This is a genomic window from Psychrobacter sp. 28M-43 (genome assembly GCF_014770435.1).
GTDB lineage: Bacteria > Pseudomonadota > Gammaproteobacteria > Pseudomonadales > Moraxellaceae > Psychrobacter.
In genome coordinates this window covers 2,444,514-2,468,993 of record NZ_CP061739.1, presented here as the reverse complement: position 1 = coordinate 2,468,993, position 24,480 = coordinate 2,444,514, and the positions used below count along the sequence as shown (strand labels likewise).

Annotated in this window: 23 protein-coding genes; 14 read left to right on the top strand and 9 right to left on the bottom strand. The window is 43.8% G+C overall.

Features of this window, described 5'->3' with window-relative positions:
* Positions 1 to 118: 118 nt before the first annotated feature.
* The 6 genes from IEE84_RS10295 (at position 119) to IEE84_RS10270 (ending at position 7,710) form a co-directional block, all read left to right on the top strand.
* Positions 119 to 2,206 carry an EAL domain-containing protein gene (locus tag IEE84_RS10295; RefSeq protein ID WP_191114110.1) on the top strand — a complete coding sequence of 696 codons (2,088 nt, stop codon included), beginning with the start codon at positions 119 to 121 and terminating at the stop codon, positions 2,204 to 2,206.
* Between the two features lie 88 nt (positions 2,207 to 2,294).
* Complete coding sequence (locus IEE84_RS10290; RefSeq protein WP_224737767.1) at positions 2,295 to 2,729, top strand: c-type cytochrome; 435 nt, start codon at positions 2,295 to 2,297, stop codon at positions 2,727 to 2,729.
* Positions 2,730 to 2,771: 42 nt separating this feature from the next.
* Positions 2,772 to 3,797 carry an AAA family ATPase gene (locus tag IEE84_RS10285; protein WP_191114108.1) on the top strand — a complete coding sequence of 342 codons (1,026 nt, stop codon included), beginning with the start codon at positions 2,772 to 2,774 and terminating at the stop codon, positions 3,795 to 3,797.
* 252 nt (positions 3,798 to 4,049) lie between these two features.
* Complete coding sequence (locus IEE84_RS10280; RefSeq protein ID WP_191114107.1) at positions 4,050 to 5,066, top strand: DUF58 domain-containing protein; 1,017 nt, start codon at positions 4,050 to 4,052, stop codon at positions 5,064 to 5,066.
* Entirely contained in the window at positions 5,063 to 7,327 is a 2,265-nt protein-coding gene (locus tag IEE84_RS10275; protein ID WP_191114106.1) for a transglutaminase TgpA family protein, read from the top strand. Before IEE84_RS10280 ends, IEE84_RS10275 begins: the two co-directional genes overlap by 4 nt.
* A gap of 95 nt (positions 7,328 to 7,422) precedes the next feature.
* Positions 7,423 to 7,710 (top strand): DUF4031 domain-containing protein, encoded by a 288-nt coding sequence (locus tag IEE84_RS10270; protein WP_191114105.1) that lies wholly within the window; start codon positions 7,423 to 7,425, stop codon positions 7,708 to 7,710.
* 75 nt (positions 7,711 to 7,785) lie between these two features.
* Here IEE84_RS10270 and IEE84_RS10265 read toward each other — a convergent pair whose 3' ends face one another.
* Together IEE84_RS10265 and IEE84_RS10260 are read right to left on the bottom strand one after the other, a co-directional pair.
* Positions 7,786 to 8,304, bottom strand: coding sequence for a DUF302 domain-containing protein (locus IEE84_RS10265; RefSeq protein ID WP_191114104.1), 519 nt, complete (start codon positions 8,302 to 8,304; stop codon positions 7,786 to 7,788).
* Between the two features lie 111 nt (positions 8,305 to 8,415).
* On the bottom strand, positions 8,416 to 9,336 hold the full coding sequence (locus IEE84_RS10260; RefSeq protein ID WP_191114103.1) for a LysR family transcriptional regulator: 921 nt from the start codon (positions 9,334 to 9,336) through the stop codon (positions 8,416 to 8,418).
* A gap of 292 nt (positions 9,337 to 9,628) precedes the next feature.
* On the opposite strand from IEE84_RS10260, the gene IEE84_RS10255 reads away from it, so the two are divergent.
* A complete protein-coding gene (locus IEE84_RS10255) occupies positions 9,629 to 10,759 on the top strand; it encodes an S-(hydroxymethyl)glutathione dehydrogenase/class III alcohol dehydrogenase (protein ID WP_057761290.1) in 1,131 nt (376 codons plus the stop codon).
* A 124-nt stretch (positions 10,760 to 10,883) separates the two neighbouring features.
* Here the strand turns inward: IEE84_RS10255 and IEE84_RS10250 are convergent, their stop codons facing one another.
* Both IEE84_RS10250 and IEE84_RS10245 read right to left on the bottom strand, forming a co-directional pair.
* Positions 10,884 to 11,579 (bottom strand): haloacid dehalogenase type II, encoded by a 696-nt coding sequence (locus tag IEE84_RS10250; protein ID WP_191114102.1) that lies wholly within the window; start codon positions 11,577 to 11,579, stop codon positions 10,884 to 10,886.
* A 44-nt stretch (positions 11,580 to 11,623) separates the two neighbouring features.
* Positions 11,624 to 12,277, bottom strand: coding sequence for a DsbA family oxidoreductase (locus tag IEE84_RS10245; RefSeq protein WP_191114101.1), 654 nt, complete (start codon positions 12,275 to 12,277; stop codon positions 11,624 to 11,626).
* A 383-nt stretch (positions 12,278 to 12,660) separates the two neighbouring features.
* Here IEE84_RS10245 and nfsB point away from each other — a divergent pair, with 383 nt between their 5' ends.
* From nfsB to IEE84_RS10210, 7 genes are all read left to right on the top strand, one after another.
* Positions 12,661 to 13,317 (top strand): oxygen-insensitive NAD(P)H nitroreductase, encoded by a 657-nt coding sequence (gene nfsB / locus IEE84_RS10240; RefSeq protein WP_191114100.1) that lies wholly within the window; start codon positions 12,661 to 12,663, stop codon positions 13,315 to 13,317.
* A 335-nt stretch (positions 13,318 to 13,652) separates the two neighbouring features.
* On the top strand, positions 13,653 to 14,324 hold the full coding sequence (locus IEE84_RS10235) for a 2Fe-2S iron-sulfur cluster-binding protein (RefSeq protein ID WP_191114099.1): 672 nt from the start codon (positions 13,653 to 13,655) through the stop codon (positions 14,322 to 14,324).
* Positions 14,321 to 15,313 carry an FAD binding domain-containing protein gene (locus IEE84_RS10230; protein WP_191114098.1) on the top strand — a complete coding sequence of 331 codons (993 nt, stop codon included), beginning with the start codon at positions 14,321 to 14,323 and terminating at the stop codon, positions 15,311 to 15,313. Before IEE84_RS10235 ends, IEE84_RS10230 begins: the two co-directional genes overlap by 4 nt.
* 2 nt (positions 15,314 to 15,315) lie before the next feature.
* Positions 15,316 to 17,754 carry a xanthine dehydrogenase family protein molybdopterin-binding subunit gene (locus tag IEE84_RS10225; protein ID WP_191114097.1) on the top strand — a complete coding sequence of 813 codons (2,439 nt, stop codon included), beginning with the start codon at positions 15,316 to 15,318 and terminating at the stop codon, positions 17,752 to 17,754.
* 111 nt (positions 17,755 to 17,865) lie between these two features.
* Positions 17,866 to 19,203 (top strand): XdhC family protein, encoded by a 1,338-nt coding sequence (locus IEE84_RS10220; protein WP_191114096.1) that lies wholly within the window; start codon positions 17,866 to 17,868, stop codon positions 19,201 to 19,203.
* Positions 19,200 to 19,922, top strand: coding sequence for a nucleotidyltransferase family protein (locus tag IEE84_RS10215; RefSeq protein ID WP_191114095.1), 723 nt, complete (start codon positions 19,200 to 19,202; stop codon positions 19,920 to 19,922). The genes IEE84_RS10220 and IEE84_RS10215 overlap by 4 nt, the downstream gene beginning before the upstream one ends.
* 48 nt (positions 19,923 to 19,970) lie before the next feature.
* A complete protein-coding gene (locus tag IEE84_RS10210; protein ID WP_191114094.1) occupies positions 19,971 to 20,546 on the top strand; it encodes a GNAT family N-acetyltransferase in 576 nt (191 codons plus the stop codon).
* Positions 20,547 to 20,574: 28 nt separating this feature from the next.
* Here IEE84_RS10210 and IEE84_RS10205 read toward each other — a convergent pair whose 3' ends face one another.
* The 5 genes from IEE84_RS10205 to IEE84_RS10185 form a co-directional block, all read right to left on the bottom strand.
* Positions 20,575 to 21,246, bottom strand: a complete 672-nt coding sequence (locus IEE84_RS10205; RefSeq protein ID WP_191114093.1) for a class I SAM-dependent methyltransferase — start codon at positions 21,244 to 21,246, stop codon at positions 20,575 to 20,577.
* A gap of 419 nt (positions 21,247 to 21,665) precedes the next feature.
* Positions 21,666 to 22,280, bottom strand: a complete 615-nt coding sequence (locus IEE84_RS10200; RefSeq protein WP_191114092.1) for a hypothetical protein — start codon at positions 22,278 to 22,280, stop codon at positions 21,666 to 21,668.
* A 140-nt stretch (positions 22,281 to 22,420) separates the two neighbouring features.
* Positions 22,421 to 23,044: a hypothetical protein gene (locus tag IEE84_RS10195; RefSeq protein WP_165598499.1), complete on the bottom strand. Its 624-nt coding sequence runs from the start codon at positions 23,042 to 23,044 to the stop codon at positions 22,421 to 22,423.
* Positions 23,045 to 23,168: 124 nt separating this feature from the next.
* A complete protein-coding gene (locus IEE84_RS10190) occupies positions 23,169 to 23,918 on the bottom strand; it encodes a PhnD/SsuA/transferrin family substrate-binding protein (protein ID WP_191114091.1) in 750 nt (249 codons plus the stop codon).
* Between the two features lie 3 nt (positions 23,919 to 23,921).
* The gene (locus IEE84_RS10185; RefSeq protein WP_191114090.1) at positions 23,922 to 24,416 is read right to left on the bottom strand and encodes a PAS domain-containing protein; all 495 of its coding nucleotides are present in this window, start codon (positions 24,414 to 24,416) and stop codon (positions 23,922 to 23,924) included.
* Between the last annotated feature and the right edge of the window lie 64 nt (positions 24,417 to 24,480).

The following is a 24,480-nucleotide window of genomic DNA, read 5'->3' as shown; positions in this document are numbered from 1 at the left end:
TAATATTCATGGAACTTTAACGCTAATGTTTTTTATATGCTTATGCTAGGTTAGCTTTAAATAAAGATGTGAAGTAACAAAATAAAAGATAACAATACGTACGATTAAAAGGCTTCTTATGCGCTCTCAATCTCTTTTAAATTTATTAGTGATCAATGATGATCAGCTCTATGCTGAACGTCTTGTGCAGTTATTGAGTCCTTATTATGATAGTGTGAATTTGGGGTTTTTGGACGATAAAGAAGAGTTATTAAAACTCCTGCGCCAACCGTGGGATGTACTGGTATTTGGCAAAGCTTATAATATGAGCTTTACAGACGTGGTAAGCCTCGTACAAGAGCAAAATATCGATCTGCCAATGATCTGTTTAACGAATGAAGAGATAGCGTCGACTGCCTACAATGAGTATGAGCTACCGACTGTGATTAGTGGCACGATGGTCAAAGCGCTTGAAATGGATCAAGAAATGCCAGTGGTAATGGCTATTTGTCTGCAGCATAGTAGTTTGCGCAGTCGCCGTGAGCTAAAAACCTTACGTCAAGTGCTTTCTGAAGCAGAACAACGTGCCAATGTATTGATTAAGAACTCTAAGAGCGCAGTTGCTTATATAGACGAGGGTATTCATATATTTGCTAATGATCCCTATCTTCAGCTATTCGGCTTTAAATCGATGAATGAAGTAGTAGGCGTGCCTATTATTGACCTGATTTCAGGTGGAGATAATGTTCAAGGGTTTAAACAATTTTTACGTCAGTTTGACAAAGGTAGTCGCCAAGACGTTGAGTTTAATTTTGAAAGTGTACGGACAGATGGTAGTACTTTTGAAGCAAAGCTACAACTAGCATCAGCCACGTTAGAGGGCGAGCCAGTCATTCAGATTATTATTCAGCAGAATAGTAACAATAGTGCAGAGGTTGCCAAGCGTTTAGCGGAAGCTGAACGTAAAGATAATTTAACTGGCCTAGATAATCGTCGCGGTTTTGAAGAGCAAATGATAGCAATACATCAGCAGGCGTCCCAAGGACTGATAACCGCAGCCCTGCTGTATGTACAGCTTGATAATGTAGGAAAAATAAGAAGTAGTTTGGGTCTACAAGGAATAGATGCAACGGTCAAACAAGTTGCCCACACGTTAAGTGAGCTAGTACCTGATGGGCATGTAAGCCGTTTCAGTGATACCGCATTTACGATATTGGTGAAAAATAAGACGACGAGTGATCTTGAAGAGATTGCTAAGCATATCGGTTCGTCTATAAAAGGTATGTTTATTGAAGTTGATAAGCGTACAACCAATACAACAGTTAGCATTGCTGTTGTCAAGATTGAAAAAAATCCTGTAGAGCCTGTCATCATATTAGAACGCGCCATGGATGCTATCAGCCAAATCATGGTAGAGACTTCTAATAGTGGTGGATCCTATCGTATATATGACCCAAGCGAACATGCCAATAGCGATGATCACGCACTTGCTGAGTCATTAGTGGATGCCATTACTAATAACCGTTTTGATCTATCATTTCAGCCAATATACGACATCAATAACGATCGTAGTGACTTCTTTGAAGTTTATCTACGGTTACCGCTGTCAGATGCTGACAATACGGTATTAACCCCTGATCAATTTATGGCGGTGGCTAAAAAACATCAACTGTTAGAAAAGATTGACCGATGGGTGCTTATCAATGCCTGTAAGAAAATCAATGACGTCCGTAAAGTTCATCCTGAAGCCAAATTATTAGTACAATTAACCAATGCTTCACTGGTTGATAAGAAACTGCCGATTGTTGCTAGTCAATTGATAAAAGCGGTAGGCGGCGCAGCTGGTGTATTAACACTACAGTTCAATGAAATAGATATCTCTGATCACTTAACCGTCGCCAAATCTCAATTTTCTGCACTTAACGATGTTAACTGTCAAATCGGTATTAACAATTTTGGCTCTTCTGTCAAATCTATTGAAATTGCTAATTTCGTCCAGCCTGATATGGTACGCTTGGCGCGCAGTTATATCCAAGATATTGGTGCAGCAGAAAATCTAGAAACGGTTAAGTCTCTTATTGCGCGTACTAATGATATCAAAGTCGATGTGCTCATGCCTTATATCGAAGATGCAGCAACGATGTCAGTCGCTTGGAGTGTGGGCGCGCGCTATTTGCAAGGGTATTATTTAGAAGAGCCTAGTAGCACAATAAAGGTAGCGAGTTAAAAGGCCAGTACATCATATCGTTTATGTCATGGCGATAATATTCCTCAACCAAAGATTGCTAAAAATGTCCCTTATCAGTAGATATCAAATGAGCAGCCTTTTGGCTGCTGTTCTGTTGCTCACAGCTTGTGAGAAAACACCACCTGACCACCGTGCTCCTGTGACTCTGCCCTTATATACTGACGGCGATGCGGACAACGGCTCGATAATTTATAAAGATGCTTGCGGTCAATGCCATCAACGTAATGCAGGTTTGAATAAAAAAGGCCCACAATTAATGAATATATATGGTGCGCCGGCTGCCGAGTTAAAAGACTATACCTACAGCAAAGGGCTAGAAGATTCAGGTTGGGTATGGGATGCAGAGACACTCGATCCATATATTGCAGATGCCCAAAAAGCCATGCCAGACTCCAAAATGCTGTCAGACCCGATGCCAGATGCGAAAGAGCGTGCCGATATCATAGCTTATTTATCTACGCTCCGTGCCGCTGCACCAACCGTTACAGATGATGTGAACTGACTTATCATCGTTATGACCTAAAAAATGAGCCAATAACCTACTATGACCCATGCAGCTAACGATAGATCATTATCTACCTCTCAGAGAACAGCGAATCCGCTTAGCCAGTCCATAACTAGTACGGCTGATTTTCAACACAATCAGCAGCAAATTGCACAGCTGTTAGCGCAATTAAATCAGATTGTATTGGACAAGCCGCAAGCAGTTAGGCTAGCGCTCAGTTGTATATTAGCGGGCGGTCATTTGTTATTGCAGGACTTGCCTGGTATGGGTAAGACGACTTTGGCTCAGGGTTTGGCACAGTTATTAGGTTTGAGCTTCAGTCGAGTGCAATTTACCAATGATATGTTGCCTGCTGATATTTTAGGTATGAGCATCTACGACCAAAGTAAACAGCAATTTGAGTTTCGTCCGGGCGCTATCTTTACACAGTTATTACTTGCTGATGAAATCAACCGTTCCAGTCCCAAAACGCAGAGTGCGCTACTTGAAGCGATGGAAGAGCGACAAGTCACGCAAGATGGCCAGACTTATCCTTTGCCGCAACCGTTCTTTGTCATTGCTACTCAAAATCCATTGCAACAGGCAGGTGTCTATCCGCTCCCAGAGTCGCAGTTAGACAGATTCTTGTTATGTTTGTCATTGGGTTATCCATCGCCTGCCGCAGAGCGTGAGCTGCTAAAGGGTAAAGATCGTCGCGAGCTGCTCAAAGATTTGGATACGGTGCTTGATACTGAAGCTGTACTATTGGCTCAGCAGGGTGTCAGGCAGGTTTATGTGGCAGATACAGTATTGGATTATTTGCAAAGGTTGGTTGCAAAAACTCGTGCAAGCCAAGAGTATCATGGCTTATCGCCTCGCGGCGTATTGTCACTACAACGTGCTGCCCAAGCGCATGCCTATGTATCGGGATATATGGAAGTGACCCCTGAAGATATCCAAGCGGTGTTTGCTGCGGTCACTGATCATCGCCTCGGTCAGCGTTTCGTACCCGCGCATGTGACCGGTGGACAAGCGACAAAAACCATCGCCCAACGTATCCTAGCAGAAGTGTCAGTCGTCGCTTAGCAGCTGATATGCTGTTTGACCGTATTGATTAACTGCATCGCTGAAATATAGTTCTACACGTAGTTAAATCTATATAACTTAAAAAAATATCAAAGTCACTCAGTTCACTATTTACGGTATTTTCGCCCGCTTTTCTTGTATTCGAATTGTCCTTAATCAATTATATCGTTCTATTCGTGAGTTTGCTTGTCAGTCAGATATAAATACAAATACTGACAACATTGTCAATCAGATGGTAATAATAGGGTAGTCATGAGCTTGTTACCAAAGGCCTTAACCGCACCAATAAAATCAGCTCTGAGCCGCTGGTTTGCCGCGCGCGCACCTAAGAGTGATAGTGCTACGCTTAATTTGCGTAATGTCTATATTTTCTTTAGTCGTGAAGGAATGCTATTCGCCGTATTGTTAGTAATTACCTTTATCGCGGGTATTAACTATGGCAACAACTTGGTGCTTGGTTTGTGCTTTTATCTGGTCAGTGTTTGGCTAATTAGTTTTCATGTTACTTTTGCTCATATATCTGGTCTGCAAGTGCGTTTACTAGAAGTCGCTATGACAGAAGCAGGCTCGCCTGTTTGGGTTACGCTACAGTTGAATAGTGATAGTCGCCAACCACGGCGCCAGTTGCTATTTGAATTTGAGCAGATAACCAATAAGAAAACCAAAAATGGCATAAACGCGCAAAGCTCAGTGCTTATCACACGGCTACAAGGCGAGCAAGTCATTCGACTTCCTGTCCAGACTTACAACCGTGGTCAGCTTAAACTTCCGCGGTTAAAAATAAAAACAGTTTATCCTCTAGGTATCATGCGTGCATGGTCTTACGTATACTTTGCGCGTACGGCTTGGGTATATCCAAAACCTGAAGTTTTTGACTGGCAAGCAAAATATGCAATCGCAAGCTTAGAGGATTTACCAACAGGTGGACAGTATAGACAGGGTCAGGACGACTTTGAGCGACTAGATAACTATGTCGAGGGTGAGTCATTGGCCCGAGTCTCTTGGGGGCATGTAGCGCGGGGACAAGGTATGCTGACCAAGCACTTCGCTGATCCGGTCGGTCATGAGCAAACGCTTGATTATGCAGATATGCCAGCTGCACATCACGAGCAAAAACTTGCACAATTGGCTTATGGGGTATTGAAGCTGGGTCAGCTAGGCGTGCCGTTTCAAATGCGTTTACCTAGTGATGCTCCTGCTACTGCGGAGATGGGTAACGGGGAATCCTTTGCGCAAGCATGCTTGCTAAGGCTTGCGAAAGCACCATGACCAATTCTAAACGCTTATCTTCTGCTGATGTTGATACACTGTCCACAGAGTATTCTGCGGTCGATGCTACAAAAACGGCCAGCTTTGAGCAGTTAGCTTTAGGTCAAAAAGTCTCAATTCGACCTGAGCGAACTTACGATAAATGGTATCGTAAGTTATTTGCACTGCCAGCTTATTATTGGGTATTAATTGCTCAAGTCGTCGTTGTGTTACCGCATGCCGCACATTTACCATTATGGCTGATAGGATTTGCCGCCGTCAGTATCGCCGCTCAATTGCCTTATATCAAGGCTAAATTCAAAAAACTATCGCACCTAAAGCGTATTTATCAAAGTGTACAAATGCTAGGATTTTTGCTGGGGCTATTAGGTCTGTGGCTAACCTACAATACAGCATTTGGGCTCGATATGGGTGTGGCATTTTTGGTGCTATGCCTAGTTAGTAAGCTATGGGAGCTATATAAGCGCCGCGATGCCTATGTGGTTTTGAATTTATCATTGTTCGTGCTTGCGGCATTATTTTTGATGGACCAAGGTTTACTGACTACTTTAGAAGTGATCGTTGGCGCAGTCATTGTATTGCTAGCATTTATTGCGCTTAATGATGATAGCAATGCTAACGGTGATGGACGCTTGCGTACATTGGGCGTGTTAGGGGTTGGTGCACTGCCATTATTGGTGGTGCTATTTTTGTTTTTTCCGAGACTGCCACCGCTGTGGTCCGTACAGCTCTCCGGTCAGCAAGCCGTTACAGGTGTCTCTGATAGCATGTCTCCTGGTGATTTTGCCAATTTAGGGCAGTCAACTGAGCTAGCCTTTCGCGTAGAGTTTGCTGATGAGCGCCCACCACAACAGCAGTTGTATTGGCGCGGTTTGGTATTTAGTGATTTCGATGGGGTTACATGGCGTCCGGCCTCTCAAAAGGATCAATGGTCGTCGAGATTGCAAGCACCTGCATGGATTCAGAATGCCTTTGCTACTGTACCTGATGAATCAAGGGCGGCACCTGTCAATTACAAGGTTATCTTAGAACCCACTCAGCAAAACTGGCTATTTGGTCTTGATTATCCGTTCTCCCAGCAGCCAGATATCAATACTACCTCTGAATTTACCTTATCAAAGGATCAACCTGTTACGCAGCAGCTTCGCTATGATGTGTTGCAGTTTGCACAGATGCGTATTGATCCAGTTTTAACAGAGGCATCAAGACGTGAGAACCTTGCTTTGCCTAACGAAGGTAATCCACAAGCACGCGCGCTTGCTAAGCAGTTATTTGAGCAGTCAGGTTCAGACCCTGTGCGCTACATAGCGGCTATCGAGCAATGGATCAATCGAACAGAGTTTCGCTATACGCTGTCGCCACCACGGCTCAATACCAATCGTATTGACGAATTTCTATTTGAAACCAAAGCAGGGTTCTGTGAGCATTATTCGTCAAGCTTTACCTTTATGCTACGCGCCGCTGGTATTCCTGCACGAGTAGTAGCGGGCTATCAAGGCGGTGAGCCGAGTCGTAATGGTAACGTATGGGAAGTGCGGCAAATGGATGCGCATGCATGGACTGAGGTTTGGCTTGAGGGCCAAGGCTGGGTACGTGTAGATCCGACAGCCTTTGTAGCGCCTGAGCGAGTAGAGCAAGGCATGAATACGATGACCGAGCAGCAAGGGGCAGCTATATTTGGCAATGGTGCCAGTGCACAAATCAGCTATCAGCAGTATCAGATGCTACAAACGCTACGCCGACTATCAGACCAAGCAAGCTACTACTGGCAAAAAGACGTAGTCGGTTATGACCAAGACAAACAGGCCGACTCGCTATTCAGGTGGTTCAATATCAGCTCAATCATGCAGCAAATCATTTGGTTAGCCACCAGTGCGGTTTCCGTTATGGCTATCTTAGTTTTTGTCATTTGGTATCGCCGCCGTAAACGCTGGCATCCAGCAGACTTGCCTCTTGCTAAGCTCTCAAAACGTGTTGCCAAGCATGATAAATTATTAGCCCGCAATGATAATGAAGGGCAGCTAGCTTGGTTGGAACGTTTGGCATCGGCTATTGATAGCCGTCAGGGTGACAATGCCGACTCTGCTACGAGTCAACTAACAGATAGTAGCGACCCAATCGTTATTCAGACAAAGCTTATTGAAATTAGACAAAACTACCGTCAGTTACGCTATGGACGACTGAGTACATTTGATAGCAGTCATAGCGAGTATCAAGAACGACTCAAACAACTTAAAAAAGATGTGCGCGCATTGTTATAAAGGTTTTTGATGACAGTGTTATTAAGTTGCTAAGGTATTTCGAGCTGACGATAAGTTAAATAAGCGAATCAGTGAATAAGTAGAGAGGTGGTTATATGGCGATATACGTAGATTTTGTACAGATAAAATTTAAAGGCCATAAGTGGTGTCATATGTTGGCGGATAGCTTGCAAGAGCTGCATGACTTTGCGGCGTTCATTGAATTAGATGAGCGACTATTTCATCGTGATGCCAGTTATCCTCACTATGATATCACGGTTCAAATGCGTGAAATCGCTATTGCACAAGGTGCTATTCCTGCCGATAGAAAAAAGATTATCGAGTGCGCAAAAAAATTAAAAGTAGAGTTGAATGACCAGATAGAGCAATCTAGTCATTCTTGATATGAGGGATTTTCAAGTAAATAAGTAACACTTCCGCTCCACATTTCACTTATTTACTCAACTATACCAAACAAATTATTTTGCTATTGCTGCAGTACTGATAGCGTTAAGTGCTTTTGAGATATTAGCAATCTCAGTATCGCAACCTTTTATATTGTGGCGTGTCTTGAGGTAGTCAGGGTTGTTGTATGACAGCCATACTTTTTTATCGGCATCTTCGCTAATTAAGATTTTTTGCGGCAAATCAATGGCAACAGTTTGCTCACAGTTCATTAATGGCGTACCTGCTTTAGGGTTACCAAACATAACGACTTGCGTTGGTCTCAATGATAAGTCGACACTTTGTGCATTTTTCTGATGATCGACTCGTGCAAATACTTTCATACCCTTACTTTCGATAACTGAGACCAGTTTTTCTGCGGTATCTTGTACGGAGTGATTGCTTTGTAAAGTTACCAAGCCTTTTTCAGCATTGATAGAGGTTGTTGTGTCTGTCATAGCACCAGTGCTATTGGTTTTATCCAATAGCGTATCGATACTGGCACAAGAGGAAACGGCCACTGCTAGCGCAGCTATAGAGACGATTTTAATCATAATGACACCTTTAAGTTATCTGTAGTACGGTCAGTCCTAACTATAATGAGCAACATCGAATATTCATTGTGCGTAATCAGGTTTGTGATTGCAATACGTCTTAACAGAACGTTAAACCAAATGTTCTGCCAAATAATCTACGAGCAGCCTAATTTTTGGTGATAAATGACGGTTATGCGGATAAATAGCCCAAATGCTTTCTTCGGGTTCTCTATAGTCATCGAGTAAACTGACTAACTCGCCAGACGCTAAGTACTTTTGCACATAGTAATCAGGCAGCTGTACGATACCTAGCCCTTTTAGCGCAGCATCGACCAGACTATAGCCGCTATTGTATTGCACCGTACCAGAGACACGCAGATTCCTTTCTACGCTCGTTTGTTGGTTGTCCGTCTTACCATGAGTATTACTGTTCTCTTTTGCTTTAGTGGTATCTATAAAATGCCAGTAGTCACGAGTACCTAGTAGGCAGTTATGTTGACTTAGATCACTTAAATGGTGCGGTATACCATGTTTTTTTAGATAAGAGGGCGCAGCGCAGACAAAGTTAGTGCGCAAGCTAAGTTTTTTTGCCATCATCGTCGAGTCATGCAATTTGCCGATACGAATGGCCAAATCATAACCCCCTTCAATCAAATCAATTTTCTGATTACTCAAAAAGGCAGTCACTTCGATATCGTGATACTGCATCATAAAATCATTGATAAGTGGTAATAATTGCTGCTCACCATAAGTAACGGGCGCTGTTAGTTTTATCCTGCCTTGGGGCTTTGATTGTAAGTTGCTTACGGCTTGCTCAGCGGCATCCAAGCCATCGAGTACACTGCGGCAATGCTGATAGAATACGCGGCCTTCTTCGGTTAATGAGACCTTGCGAGTGGTTCGATATAGCAGCTTTATATTTAAGCGTTTTTCTAACGCGCTGATCTGACGGCTGACTTGTGCGGTTGAGATACCCAGCTCTTTGGCACCACGCGTAAAGCTCTCATATTCTGCGACATAGACAAACTCACTAATCCCTTCCCAACGCATGATTATTACCAATATGTAAAAGATATTTGCAAATATAGCATATTGTTATCCGCTCAGAAATAAATATAATGGTTAGTATCAATGTAAACAGATGGTGTTTTACTGTCATCGATGCTTGCCTATAGAGGGCAGGCAAGATAAGCTCAGTCTATCTTTATTTGTTTTAACTGTAGATATAGTGACCGCTAAAATCCATAAGATGCGCTAGCAAACTTTCAGAACTGCTTGCACTTATCGCGAAACTGTCATGTCGCCATCCATAAATAACAATCAATTAAAAAGAGAGATTCTTATGTCAGATAAATTTATTAAATCAAAAGCCGCCATTGCTTGGGGTCCAAAACAGCCATTATCTATCGAAGAAGTGGACGTCATGCTACCGCGTAAAGGTGAAGTATTGGTCAAAATCGTTGCCAGTGGTGTTTGTCACACAGACGCTTTTACCTTATCTGGTGAAGACCCAGAAGGCGTATTCCCTGCGATCTTGGGCCATGAAGGCGGCGGTATCGTTGAGCAAGTTGGCGAAGGTGTGACCAGCGTTCAGGTCGGCGACCATGTCATTCCGTTATACACGGCAGAATGTGGCGTCTGTAAAATGTGCCGCTCAGGCAAAACCAATCTTTGCTCGGCAGTGCGCGAGACTCAAGGTAAGGGTTTGATGCCAGATGGCACCACACGTTTCTATAAAGATGGCGAACCGATCTACCATTATATGGGTTGCTCGACTTTCTCTGAGTACACGGTTTTACCAGAGATTTCTTTGGCGAAAGTCAATAAAGAAGCGCCATTGGAAGAAGTTTGCTTGCTTGGTTGCGGTGTGACTACTGGCATGGGCGCGGTTATGAATACTGCAAAAGTCGAAGAGGGCGCGACAGTGGCTATCTTTGGACTGGGCGGTATCGGACTGTCAGCAGTGATTGGTGCTGCCATGGCAAAAGCCAGCCGTATCATCGCGATTGATATCAATGAAAGCAAGTTTGAGTTAGCCAAAAAGCTAGGGGCAACTGACTGTATCAACCCGAAAGATTACGACAAGCCGATTCAAGAAGTTATCGTTGAGCTAACCGATGGCGGTGTTGATTATTCATTTGAATGTATCGGTAATGTCGATGTTATGCGTTCAGCGCTAGAGTGCTGCCACAAAGGTTGGGGCGAGTCAGTCATCATCGGTGTGGCTGGTGCTGGACAAGAAATCTCAACCCGTCCATTCCAGTTAGTGACTGGTCGAGTCTGGAAGGGCTCCGCATTTGGTGGTGTAAAAGGTCGCACAGAACTACCAGGTTATGTCGAGCGCTATCTAGCAGGCGAGATTCCTTTACAAGACTTCATCACTCATACGATGCCAATAGAAGACGTCAACGAAGCGTTTGACTTGATGCACAAAGGCGAAAGTATCCGTACGGTTGTACACTTCTCAGAGTAATCAACAAAGACAGCAACGACGTTATTGTCTTAGAAATACTTTATTAAAAATAAAAAGGCTGCTTCGATATTGAGGCAGCCTTTTTGTAATATTATTTCCACACATAGCTTAGTGGTTAAATGTATCAAGCACTTTTTTTGCTAATGATTTGATCCGCTAATGTCGATAAGTCTGATGAGGTCAAATCTGGAACTGGTACATTTGGCGCGTTTAGCATCGCATTATAAGGACGGGTCAAAAATGCACCGCGACAACCTGCCGCTTGTGCACCTATGGTATCCCAAAGGTGACAGGCGACAAGGCATAAATCTGACGTATCAACGGCTAGCGTATCAGCTACCAATTGGTAAGTATCAGGTGCTGGCTTGAACTTGCCAACAGTCTCAATGCTAAAGTGCTGCTCAAAGAATTGACTGAGACCAGCTTTTTCTAATGGCGTTGGGGACGCACTGCTTGCTGAATTGGTCAGCGTGACCAGGCGAAACCCTGCATCACGCAAACGAGTCAGTGCTGGCGCTGCATCAGGATGCGCAGGTAACGCATTCATTCTTTCTTTGAACTCATTGATATCGGCGTCTGTCAAAGTCACTTGTCTGATATCAGCAACCATTTGCAATGCACCAACGCCGAGCTCACCGAAAGGCGTATAGAGGCCGGATAACGTCATAGTTTGCGAGTACAGTACCAGCTGAGCGAACCATTCTCGCAGTACTCTTTGCTTGCCAAAGACGCGGGTGAATAAAGGCGTTAGCGTGTCGATATCGAGCAATGTTTCGTTGACGTCGAACACAATAATCGAGGGAAAGCGTTCAGAAGACATAAAGTATCCTTTTATAGAATGACATTTTTATAGCGTCAGGTGGCTTACTCAGTCATGTTGGCCAATTGCTCTAATATACTGATGTAGTTTTCGACCCCTTGAGCACCGCTGACCAGATGACGCTCCTTAAAGATAATCGCTGGTACACTTTGGATGCCTTGCTGTTGCCAATGCTGTTCTTCTGCTCGTACTTCTTTCGCAAAGAATTGACCTTCCAACACTGCCAATGATTCACTACGATCAAGCCCAGTCTCTGCTGCAATATCGGCAAGCACATTGATATCTGAGATATCTCTATTGTTAGTGAAATGCGCGGCAAACAAAGCTTGCTTTAATTCATGCATGCGGCCTTGTTGATCAGCGAAATGTAGCAGCTGATGCAAATTAAAGGTGTTGTGCATACGTGTGTCATCATTGAAGTTAAATTCAAAGCCAACTTCCTGTCCAGCTTCAGTCATTCTGACTCGGCTAGCATCTGACTCTTGTTTAGTAGAGCCGTACTTCTCGATAATGTGCTCACGTAGATTTTGACCTTCGCTTGGCATGTTTGGGTTTAGCTCAAACGGGTGCCAGTGAATAGTGTGAGCGGTATTGGTTTTCTCAAGTGCTGCTGCCAATTGACGATAGCCGATAACGCACCAAGGGCAGACGACGTCTGAGACGATATCTATTCGGAGTGGTTTTTCTGATGTGCTCATATTTCCTCGCGGGTATTATTATGTATGTTTTATTTGAGATGTATAGATAGAGGCATATCAGTTGGAATCAAGCAGATATACCTAGTTATCAGACAACTATAACTAGTTACCATGTATCAAGTCAGTTCATACTAAGAGAATGACTAAGTGATTACAATGTAGTCTGCGCAGTCGGCGTCGCCAATTCGGTAGCGTAATTGTAACCATTACTAATAAGAAAGTAGGCGTTTTTGCAATACGCTGACTCAGTCATAACAAAACCTACGAATACTTAACCAAGCAAGCATGGTCATAAAATAGCTTTTTATTTAAAGTGGCTTCGTTAAATAGCAATCAAAGAAGAAGAATTCTAAGAAGAACAAATATCAATAACGGAGTCATAGATGAAAAATATTACTGAAGCAATGAACTGGCGCTACAGCACAAAAGAATTTGATACCAATAAGAAAATCTCAGCAGAAGATTTCCAAAGTCTAAAGGATATTTTGCGCCTTAGTCCTTCGAGTACCAACATTCAGCCGTGGCATTTTGTCATTGCTGATGATGAAGCAGGTAAAGCCCGAATCGCAAAAGGCACTGAGGGCATGTATGAGTTCAACGATGCCAAAGTAAAAGGTGCCTCGCACGTTATTGTATTCTGTAGCCGTGTCTATGCTGATGATGAGTTTTTGGATGACATCTTAGAAAAAGAAGATGCAGATGGTCGTTTCGCAGAGCCAAAATTTAAAGAACAAATGCATCAAACGCGTAAAATGTTTTTAGACATTCGTCGTTATGAGCAAAAGGACGAGCCACATTGGTTGATAGAGCAATTGTATCTTAATATGGGCGCTTTGCTACTAGGAGCAGCAACCTTAGGTATTGATGCGGTGCCGATGGAAGGGGCGGATTTGAAAGCACTTGATGAAGAGTTTGATTTACGTAGTAAAGGCTACACCGCTGTGGCGGTCGTGTCGCTTGGTTATCGTAGTAAAGATGACTTTAACGCTGAGCTGTCAAAATCACGTTTTGATGAAGAAACGATTATCACGAAAGCCTAGCCAGTTATTAGCTAAGCAAAGAACGGATTTAATAGACATCTCTACTAAATATTATACGTAAAAAGTCTATTTAAAAGCCTCATAAACTGACTGTTTATGGGGCTTTTTTTAGCAAGATTTCCTTTGAAACAACGTTAAAAACTGATGATAAACAATATACCACCTATTAGTAGCGCTAACATTTCGATACTCTCATAGATTAGAAACTACACTGGAATCCCTACAAAGTAAAAACAAAACAACTTTTTTCATACGTCATAATAAATTTATTGACGCTGTTGTTTTGAAGCGTATTTCACCATTCCATTATATTCATCTGCCAGCGAGAAGCCAGCATGTCTACTTTGACCTTAACAATTAATAAGCAAGATTATCAGCTTGAAAATCTTGACGCCCGTACGACACTGCTCGACGTCTGTCGTCAGCACCTACAAATTACTGGGCCCAAAAAAGGCTGCGATCACGGTCAATGCGGGGCTTGTACCATGCTCATTAATGGACGACGGGTTAATTCCTGTCTGACACTCGCCGTTATGCATGATGGTGATGAGATTACAACGATCGAAGGCATTGGGATGCCAGAATCACTATCGGCATTGCAGCAAGCGTTTAAAGACAATGATGCCTTTCAGTGCGGGTATTGTACGCCTGGTCAGATTTGTTCAGCCACCGCTTTGATAGAAGAAGTAAAGCAAAATTGGCCAAGCCATGTCAGCACAGATTTGCAAAATCCTGATGGTCGCCTTGTACAAGAAGTTGCTGAGCGCATGAGCGGTAACATCTGTCGCTGCTCAGCTTATCCAAATATCATTAAAGCCATTTCACAAGTGCTTGAAAGCCAGGTATCAGATAGTCAAGTATCAGAGTCTAGTGCTCAAACAACAGACAACGCAGTGCAAAACTCAAGCGTGACAGGTATCTGGTCACCGCCACCGAGCGAGGCACAACTTGGTAGGACCTCAGCGAATAACAAGACAGCAGCTGCTACAACAGGAGGCCGCTCATGAAACGCTTTGAATATAATCGTGCTGATGCACCAGAGCAAGCGGCAATATCTGCCAGTACTGAAGATGCGTCTTTTATCGCAGGTGGTACCAACTTACTAGACTTGATGAAGTTAGAGATTGAGACGCCAATTAAATTGGTCGATATTACCCGTTTAGAGTTAGAAAAGGTCGAAACCACTGCTGATGGTGGTTTGCGCATCGGTACGCTTGTGACCAATAGTGATTTGGCAGCACATCCTGAAGTTATTGCCAATTACCCAGTATTGTCCAGAGCGATTTTGGCAGGGGCGACTGGACAGCTGCGTAATAAAGCAACGACTGGCGGTAATTTCTTACAGCGCACCCGTTGTTATTATTTTTATCAGACAGACAGCGCCTGCAACAAGCGTGAACCGGGAACAGGTTGTCCAGCTATCAATGGCGAGAACCGTACGCTGGCTATTTTAGGCACGAGCGATGCCTGTATTGCTCAGCATCCATCTGATATGGCAGTGGCCATGTGCTTGCTGGATGCCACTATCGAGACAGTGAAGGCGGACGGGTCTACTCGTTCTATTGATGTGAAAGACTTTTATTGCTTACCAAAAGACACGCCGCATATCGAAAACGTATTAGAAGCAGGCGAGTTAATTACTCACGTTGTATTACCTGCGCCTATCAAAGGTATGCATACTTATGACAAAGTGCGAGATCGCGCCTCTTATGCATTTGCACTCGTATCCTGTGCCGCAGTGATAGACGCTGATAATAACGGCAATCTGAAAACGGTGCGATTGGCATTTGGTGGTATCGGTACTGAGCCATGGCGTAACGAAGCGGTGGAGGCACTGTTGACGGATACTGATGGCAATAATGACGTTATCGCGCAAGCTGCCGATCTGTTATTGAATGATGCCAAAGGTAATGGTCAAAACGACTTTAAGATACCGTTGACGCGTCGCCTACTAAAACAAGTCATTCAGCGCGCACTAGCGGGCGAGGGAGCATAATCATGTCATTATTTGAATCAATCAATCAATCAGAACCGACCAAAAAAATGACAATGGATGAGCCTGTTGAGTCTTTGTTTAGCACAACAGCGAGCAAACTGGTCGGTAAGCCAATTAACCGTGTTGACGGCTCGCTGAAGGTTAGTGGTCAAGCGTCTTACAGTGCCGAAATTCACTTAGACAATAAAGCGTACGGTGTTTTAGTCGGTGCGACCATTGCCAAAGGACAAGTCGAAAATATCGATAGCAGTTCTTTAGACGGCATTCCTAATATTATCAAGGTCGTGACAGACCCTAAGCACTTCTTGCGTAACTCTCAGCAAGGTGGATTAAAAAAAGCGCCAAAGCAGGGAGCGACTGAGATTTTTTATCATGGTCAGCCTATTGCGGTGGTCATCGCTGAAACCTTTGAGGCAGCAACGGAAGGAGCGAATGCACTTAAAGTCACTTATAAAGATGAGACTGACCAAGCAGCATTGAATTTTACCAAAGAGTTGTCTAACGCCCATGCAGTCGATGAAAAAAAAGGCTCTGACAAAAATTATGTCCAGGGAGATCCTGAGCAAGGTCTAGCTGATGCTGAAGTAACACTAGATCGCTTCTATCATACGCCAAGTCAAAACAGCTCGGCGATGGAGCCACATGCGACATTGGCACATTGGGAAGGGGATAAGCTCGTTCTTTATACGGCAAATCAAATGCTCGCGTCTTGCAAGCAGCAAGTGATGGATGCGCTAGACTTAAATAAAGATCAAGTTCAATTAATTGCACACTATGTCGGTGGTGGGTTTGGTAGCAAGCTCGGTATCGCCCCTGAATCTATTGCCGCTGCTATTGCGTCAAAAGAGCTTGGTCGACCAGTATTGATTACCATGACCCGTCCACAAGTGATGGAAGCCACAGTTAGACGCTCAAATACTCGTCAGCGCATTGCAATTGGCTGCGATAAAAATGGCGTTATCGATACGTTAATTCACGATACCATTTCTAGTAATTTGCCAGACGAGGCGTTCTTTGAGCCAACTGCCTTGTCTACGCACTATCTATACAGTGGTAAAAACCGCCGTGTAAATTATGAAATGGTCGACATGAACCAAGTGCTATCAGGTTCGATGCGTGCGCCTGGTGAAGCGGTCGGTATGATTGCCGTTGAATGTGCAATGGATGAATTGGCTGCGCAGTTAGACCTTGATCCTCTAGAGCTGCGCCGCCGTAATGAACCCGAAAAAGACCCTAGTAAAGACATTCCATTTTCGACGCGCCAGCTGATTGCTTGTATGGAGCAAGGTGCTGAGCATTTTGGTTGGAGTCAGCGCAACACAAAACCTGCCAGTCAATTAGAAGGCGACTGGTGGATAGGCACAGGCATGGCTGCGGCCGCACGTGGTAATCAGTTACAGTCTTCTGAAGCGCGCGCAACTTTGCAAATCGATAAGTCAAAAGCGCTCGGTGTCAAAGCGGTTATTGAGACAGATATGACAGATATTGGTACAGGGTCTTATACCGTATTTTCTCAGGTAGCTGCAGATTTATTAGGACTACCTATTGACCATATCGAGATGAAGTTAGGCGATAGTGCCTTACCACCTGCATCTGGTTCTGGTGGTAGTTGGGGCGCAGCGAGTGCAGGTAGTGGTGTCTACCTCGCTTGTGAGCAGCTGCGTGAAATGTTAGCAGCAAAAGTCGGCCTATATCCTGATACGATTCAGCTGGATAATGGTCAAATTAAGCAAGTAGGTAAGCACGATCTGACTGCAGTAGAGGCAGCCAAAGAGAACGGTCAAGCGTTTGCTGATAGCACTATTGATAAAATATCTGAAAATACAGGAGTTTCGTTTTCAGAGAATGTATTAGAAGAACAGTCAGAATCAGAAAAATATGATTTTGACAATATAGAATCATATGCGCTTGCTGACGTGGTCGCAGGATATGATGAGCAAAAGGTCAGTGCCAAAGGGCAGATAAAGCCAGGTAAAAATGGTAAGAAGTATCGTCAGTCTTCTTTTGGTGCAAACTTCGCTGAAGTGGCCGTGCATAAGGTCACGGGTGAGATTCGAGTAAAACGCATGACAGGCGCATTTGCCGCAGGTCGTATTCTTAACCACAAGACAGCGACTTCGCAATGCTATGGCGGCATGGTGTTTGGTATTGGTTCAGCGTTGATGGAAGAGGTCATCCATGATAAACGTGACGGTCGCCTATGTAACCATGACCTCGCTGAGTATCATGTGCCAGTTAATGCCGATGTACCGCAGTTAGATGTGATATTGGTCGAAGAGGATGATCCTTATACCAACCCGATGCATATCAAAGGTATTGGTGAGACGGCTATTGCCGGTGCTGCCGCTGCGATTGCTAACGCTGTCTACAATGCCGTCGGCGTACGTGTTTATGATTTTCCGATTACTCTCGATAAGCTGCTTTACGAGATGCCAGAGTAATTTTTTAAGCCATATGTACGACAGGAACCCGCTTAATGAGCGGGTTTTTATAACTCAATCAGCAGTATATTTCGTCATTATCAAGAAAATAACTACCAAATAAGAGGCGTTATGAATCAGGTCGCTGACATTCTTAAGCTGGCAATCAAAGCTAAGCAACAAGGTATTGATGCTGTATTGGCAACGGTCGTACGTACTGAAGGCTCAGCATATCGCCGTGCTGGCGCGATGATGCTCATCTGTGAGGATGGTCGCTCAGTTGGGATGATTAGTGGTGGTTGCTTGGAGCCGCATATTATCAAACGTGCCTTTTGGCTTACTCGTAACGGTGCCAATGTGCAAGTCTATCAGACGGGTGATGACATTCAATATGCTGACGATGGCCAAGCGCAAGCAGGTGTGAAGCGAACTAACTCTGATATATATGATGAGTCGGATAAAGGTTTAGATAGCGGCTTAAATGGCGGTTTAGATGACGCGGACTTTGATGAGCTAAATTTTGGATTGGGCTGTAATGGGCGAGTGCATGTATTGTTTGAGCGACTAACGACAGCAACGTCATTGTTAGAGACCATCCGTAATGTTCGACATACTCAGCAGCCGATTACTGTAGCGACTTTGATTCGTGCTGACGACTATCAGCATCAAGATTCCATATCGCAAAACAGTGATAATTTGCAAACTGGAATGCGTATTAATTTAGATGAACATCGCAGGTTGGGAAGCGTTTTTGCACAAGGGAAAACAGCTCTTTCAAGCATACTTGCCAATACTGTAGAAGAGTTAGCACAATATAAGCTATCTGATAAAAACGCCGAATATGTGATGGTGGAAAATGACGACGTAAATACAGAGTGGCTTGTGCAACATTTGCAACCACAAGTGCGTCTATTGATTTGCGGCGCAGGTAATGATGTGATGCCACTGGTGACCATGGCCAAGCTGCAAGATTGGCATGTGACAGTTATAGATAGTCGCGCGCAATATGCGACGCGTATGCGGTTTCCTCAAGCAGACGTTGTGATGTTGCTATCTTTAGACGACAGTGAGACTTTGCTTGAGCTTAGTAATAACGCAGCAGTCGCTCTGATGTCACACAGCTTGAGTCAAGATCGTGCTCGCCTAGCAATACTACTCAAGCATCCAGACAATTATAGATACTTAGGACAATTAGGGCCGCGCTATCGTACCGAACGCCTGATTAATGAGATTAGAGTGAACCTTAGCAATCCTACTATGTTAGAAGCTGGTATTCATAAATTGCATTATCCGATTGGTTACAAGCTGGGTGGAGATGGCCCTGAGGCACTCGCGCTCGGTATCATGGCAGAGATTAATGCGGTCATGCACGATCAAAACGCTCCAGTAAGTGACTCGCATAACGATTTCTCAAATATCTCAGCGGTGAGTAGTGATACGGATGCCAATACTGTCCAGAGTGGCGTATGAGTAAGCGTGCATTTACAGAAGGTGCTGAACATACAGAAAGTACTGAACAGCAGAGCCCAAACCATGCGGTTATTATCTTAGCAAGCGGCCTCAGTCAGCGTCTCGGTGAACCCAAGCAGCTACTCATTAAGAATGGCGAACCGTTAATTACTTATATGACTCGACTGGCAACAACTACCAATCCGCAAGTTATTGTCATTGTCATTCCTGATAACCATCGTTTGATTGCTAGTACGATGACAGAGTTGGCTAATCAATATCCAACGGTTCAAATAGTGGTGAACTCACAAGCTGATACTGGTATGGCACATAGTTTACGTTTGGGTATTGAGACAATTGTTGCTTTTGAATCGACTTTAATCGAACGAGTGCTTATCATGGGAGTCGATCAAGTATTGTTAGATGATCCACATTTAACAGCTTTGCTAGTGGGCAAACAGACGGTAGTAGCCAGTCGTTATCACAGTTGGCAATGTTTAGAAAAACATCTAAATAAAGATAAAACGGTATCTGATATCATTGGTCTGCCTTTGGCAATTAACTATAAACTGCTGAGACAGTGGCAGTCAGAATTGACAGGAGATAAAGGGCTTCGTTACCTCATTAGAGAATTGCCCACTGATCAAATAGGCGAGATAGATAATGACCAACTTAGCTACGATATGGATACGCCCGAGCAGCTAGCATTTGCTAGAAGGCAGGGTTGGCTTGATAGCTAGCATGATTAATTTAATTGATTTTGAACAGTATTCCTTCTGAACAATAAAATGCGAGAGAATAAAATTATAAATACGATAGAAACCGAACGACTGTACCTTAGACAATGGCAAGCGAGCGACTTTGCGCCATTCGCTGAGATGAATGCTAACCCTGAAGTAATGGCATACTTTCCTAAATTATTAACTACTTCCATGAGTAATACTATCGCCAAAAAATGCCAGTCGCTGATTGATGATAATGGGTGGGGTTTTTGGGCGGTCAGTCTAAAAGAAACAGATACTTTTATCGGTATGGTTGGATTAAATAACGCGAATGCCGATATGCCGTTTTCTCCTGCTGTCGAGATTGCTTGGCGCTTAGATAATGACTATTGGGGATTAGGGTATGCGACTGAAGCTGCCCGAGCATCTCTGAATTTTGCCTTTGTTGAGTTAGGGATTGAGGAAGTAGTTTCATTTACAGCAGTCATTAATAAGCGCTCACAATTGGTTATGGAGCGCCTTGGTATGACCAATACACAAGAAAACTTCTATCACCCTATGCTTGATCCTAATCATCGGCTCGCTGAGCATGTGCTGTACAAAATTACGCGGCAGCAATGGCAGGATACTGTGCTAACTTAGCTACATTGACGGTTGTCTTTTACTCTGTTTAGCTACTATTATCACGCGAAAACGTCAGAATATGCCCTTTAAATGGTAAGTCTAGATAAGTCGTATTTTCAGGTTTTACATGCTTACTACTAAAGCCGAATTCAGTCATCTTGTTGGTTAGTTTGTTCTTGCGACCGCGACCAGGATCGACCACGATGACCTCGCAAGTCGGCATAGCATGACGGTCAATGAACTCAGCTAATATGTCAATGTGTTGGTCTTCATAGAGTAGGTCACTACCGATAATCATATCAAACTTACCAAGATGGCTATTGTCCTCTGCCCAATCTAAACGCTCAAAATTAATCTCTTTGTTATTATTCAGCGTGGTATTCCTATCAAGGAAATACTCAACCGTTGGATGATAGTCAGTCGCTGTGATGTCCGCATGCCTATGATTCAGTAGCAGACTAGAGAGCGCCATACCGCAGCCAACTTCCAAGATACGTTTGCCTACGATATCGTAATCGAGCATATGATTGGCTAGCACCAAGCTTGACGGCCATATCACCCCAAACATCGGCCAAGAAGCGGAGCATATACCCAAATTTAACGCTTCGTCATCAGGGTCGCTAAATTGTTGATTGTCACGCAAAGTACAAATATGAATGTCGGTGTTGCCAATTTCAATCGTTTGATAACGCACGCGCACAGTGGTCAGCGAAGTCATAAACTGTCCTAAAAAATAAGCAAGAATGCAAGGTTTGGCAGGGGTTGCCGATTTCGGTAGGGTACAACATTGGAAAAGATGGTTAAAATATTGGAAGCGGTATAGATGTTTGAACAGTTAGAGGTTTGTGGCAACTTAAGTCTTGGCAAGAAAATACTTAAATGTGTGATGAGAGTATGACCTAAATTCTGACAAGTTATTGTTAATTCTGAGAGTATTGTTATTGCTGCGTAGAGTTAGCCGTTACTAGAGAGTGATATAGGTAAGAATGGTACGAAAAAGACTTATATAAGAATAAACAGTGCGCTTAATTTGAGCTAATCGCACTGCTTATTCTTGCGTAAAAGATAGAGCTTGAGCCTTAAATCAAAAGATGCAATGAAATGAATTAAGCGAGTTAAATCAGTTAAGAAACCTCTTTAATTAAGAAATCTCAATCCAGACGTTTTAAGTGCCCATACCAGCTCTACAAAGGCGCGACTGTTGGTCAGAGGTTCGCCATCGATGATGAGAACGTAGCCTGCATTGTCTATCCATAAAAACACAAAGCTGGTCTCAGGAATGAGTAGGTCGACCTGCTGAAAAAACGAGATTGCTTGGCTTTCTACCGCCCATCCACGTTGCTTTTGGCGAAGCATAAAGCCTGAAAAATCAGCGGCGGCGACACTGAGCATATCTGCTTCTTCTTGACTATAGCTCACTCGCGCCAAACAAAATCCTTCATCAGAGCCGATCGCGGCACGGCGTTTACCAGATAAGCTCGCCACGACATAAGGCAAGAACTGGTCCAATGGTAAGTTAGGTGCTGGTAAAAGTAGCGACAGCTTTTCAATCCAACCTTGTTCTATAAAGCTCTGTAGCCATTGTTCAGAATAGCGCTGAAGCCAGTCAGCAGCGAGCAGTGTCTGATCATAAGATAGCAAATCCTGTAATGCCAGCTGCTCATCAGTCGGTTCGTTCTGTGAAAACGCCTCAAAAATACCAGCTGGCGTCAGGGTAAGATAGGTTTTATCAGCATTTAAGTAAGAGGACATAGTAACTACCATTATGATAAAAGTGATTAATAAGTGACAAATTAAGCTTTCATATTGTTGAGTTCAAATAATTTCGATACAAGGAAACCGAGCGTAAGTTATACATTATTATGCTTAGCGAGGATGACGATGTAGCAGCTTTATATGGATTTGACTATAGTTTGATCGAGATGTTGTTGGCAGTTGTCCCAACGTGCATCGAACTGCCAATCACTTCTACCCAAGCGAAACCATACCAACGAAAATGCGAGACGATCATTGCGCGCAGTACAATGGGCAAAAAACTCATTTTCGATTTGCTCGATCGTACCCCAGTCTTCGTCCTCACGCGCTTGCATCAGCTCAGTGGTGATGTCTTTAGCGATTTCTCGGGCATCGTCGCTGCTGATACGCAGCCGTTGCTTTTGCTCATTGAGAGAAGGGGATATCAGCACACTCCAACGAGTGGCCAACATACTATTGCGCTGGATGTATCTTTTTTTATCAATGCACTCGCGAAAGCCTTGCTGGACATGAGGATACAAACGATCTTTGATACGAGTAAATAGATTGTTTACATCATATGGGATATCAAACCAGCACCCATAAAAAAAGTCAGCCACTGCACCCTGTAGCGGTTCTTTCTCCGTCAACAGTAACGCTGCATTGATGCGCTGCTCATGAAAATGACGGTTGTTAGGAGCCAAAAATACTTTACGAGAGTAAAACCGAAATACTCGGTGTGCGACTCTTTCATTTTCTTTGATCAGGTCTGAATCAGACATAATAATACCCTCCTGTCATCGCTATTATGACGACGGTGCTTGCTTCAATGATAATGATGTCATACGACAAGCGATGATGTAATCCAGAGAAATAGCGCTTGATATCAATATAATGATTGAGCGACTAATCCAATAGTGTCTGCATCAAATCAATCATAAATTCGGCATCTTCTTCGCTCATTGGCTCAAATCCTTGAGGCATGCCAAGCTCAGACAATGCTTCTTTACCATCTGCATCGTTATGCAAATTGAGGATGGCCTCTAGGAAGATTTGCGCATCGGGAAAGTCTTCTTTAACAAGGAGTACATGACTGATATCAGCCAAGTCACTTTCGATAAGTACCGATAGCTGAGTCTTGGTCAAGCGTGAAAAGCTATGAAAAATCTCTGCCAAAAAGAACGCGACTTGGGCTTCACCTTTGATGACTTTGCGGGCAGCCGCTTGATAGGTCTCGGTCACATCCCAGTTGAGATCAGATGCTTCTATATCGACGGCTTCTAGCAAGCGCAAGCCAATCAGTTTGACATCTCGGTTGTCAGCCATCGCGACAGTAGCCTCTGCTTGAATATCTTCCAAACGGCTAATAGCGCTATTAGCTGCGGCTGCAATGACCATCTCATCAGACTTGCCGATAGGTCGGGCAATGGCTCGATAGCCTTGCTCTCGGATGAGAGTGGCTGCATCAAAAGGGTTGGCATAAATGATTTGAATGTCACCAGCATCAATGACCTGCTCTTGCTCAGCGTGAGAGGCAGGGATATTTAGATGCATGTTTAAGTTGGCACGTTTTTGAATCAAAGTATTGAACATGTGCCAGCCTGCAAAGCGATCAGGCGAAAAATCAGGGGCGATTAACATATGGTGTGTCGTCATGACTTAGCCTTCCTCATCTTGTTTCATTTGGGCATATTGAGTCATCGCTGCTTCAATTTTGCTGCGTGATGGTTTGCGTCGTACCGAGGTGTAGCCGACGGTTTCGCCGCGACGCACGTTAGGCACCACAGTGGCATAGACCCAATAATGACTGCCGTCTTTGCATAAGTTTTTGACATAGCCATGCCATTTTTGTCCAGACTCAGCAGTACTCCATAAGTCTTTATAGGCAGCTTTTGGCATATCAGGATGACGCAAAATATAGTGCTGTTGGCCAATCAATTCATCTACATGATAGCCACTGATTTCGACAAAGGCGTCGTTGACGTGAGTGATGATACCGTCGAGATTGGTACGCGAGACAATCAGCTTACCGTCTGGGTAGGGGCGCTCTATACCAGTATCATAGACAGTCCGTGACGTGCCATCATAATAAGTCATTGTGATTTGCTCAGCAGGCATATCGGGTTTGTGTGCATCAGGGATTGGAGAACCCATGGTCATCTCCTTCGTTGATCGTTATATCGTCAACCCTCTATAAATTGGATACAGTGTCAGCCTT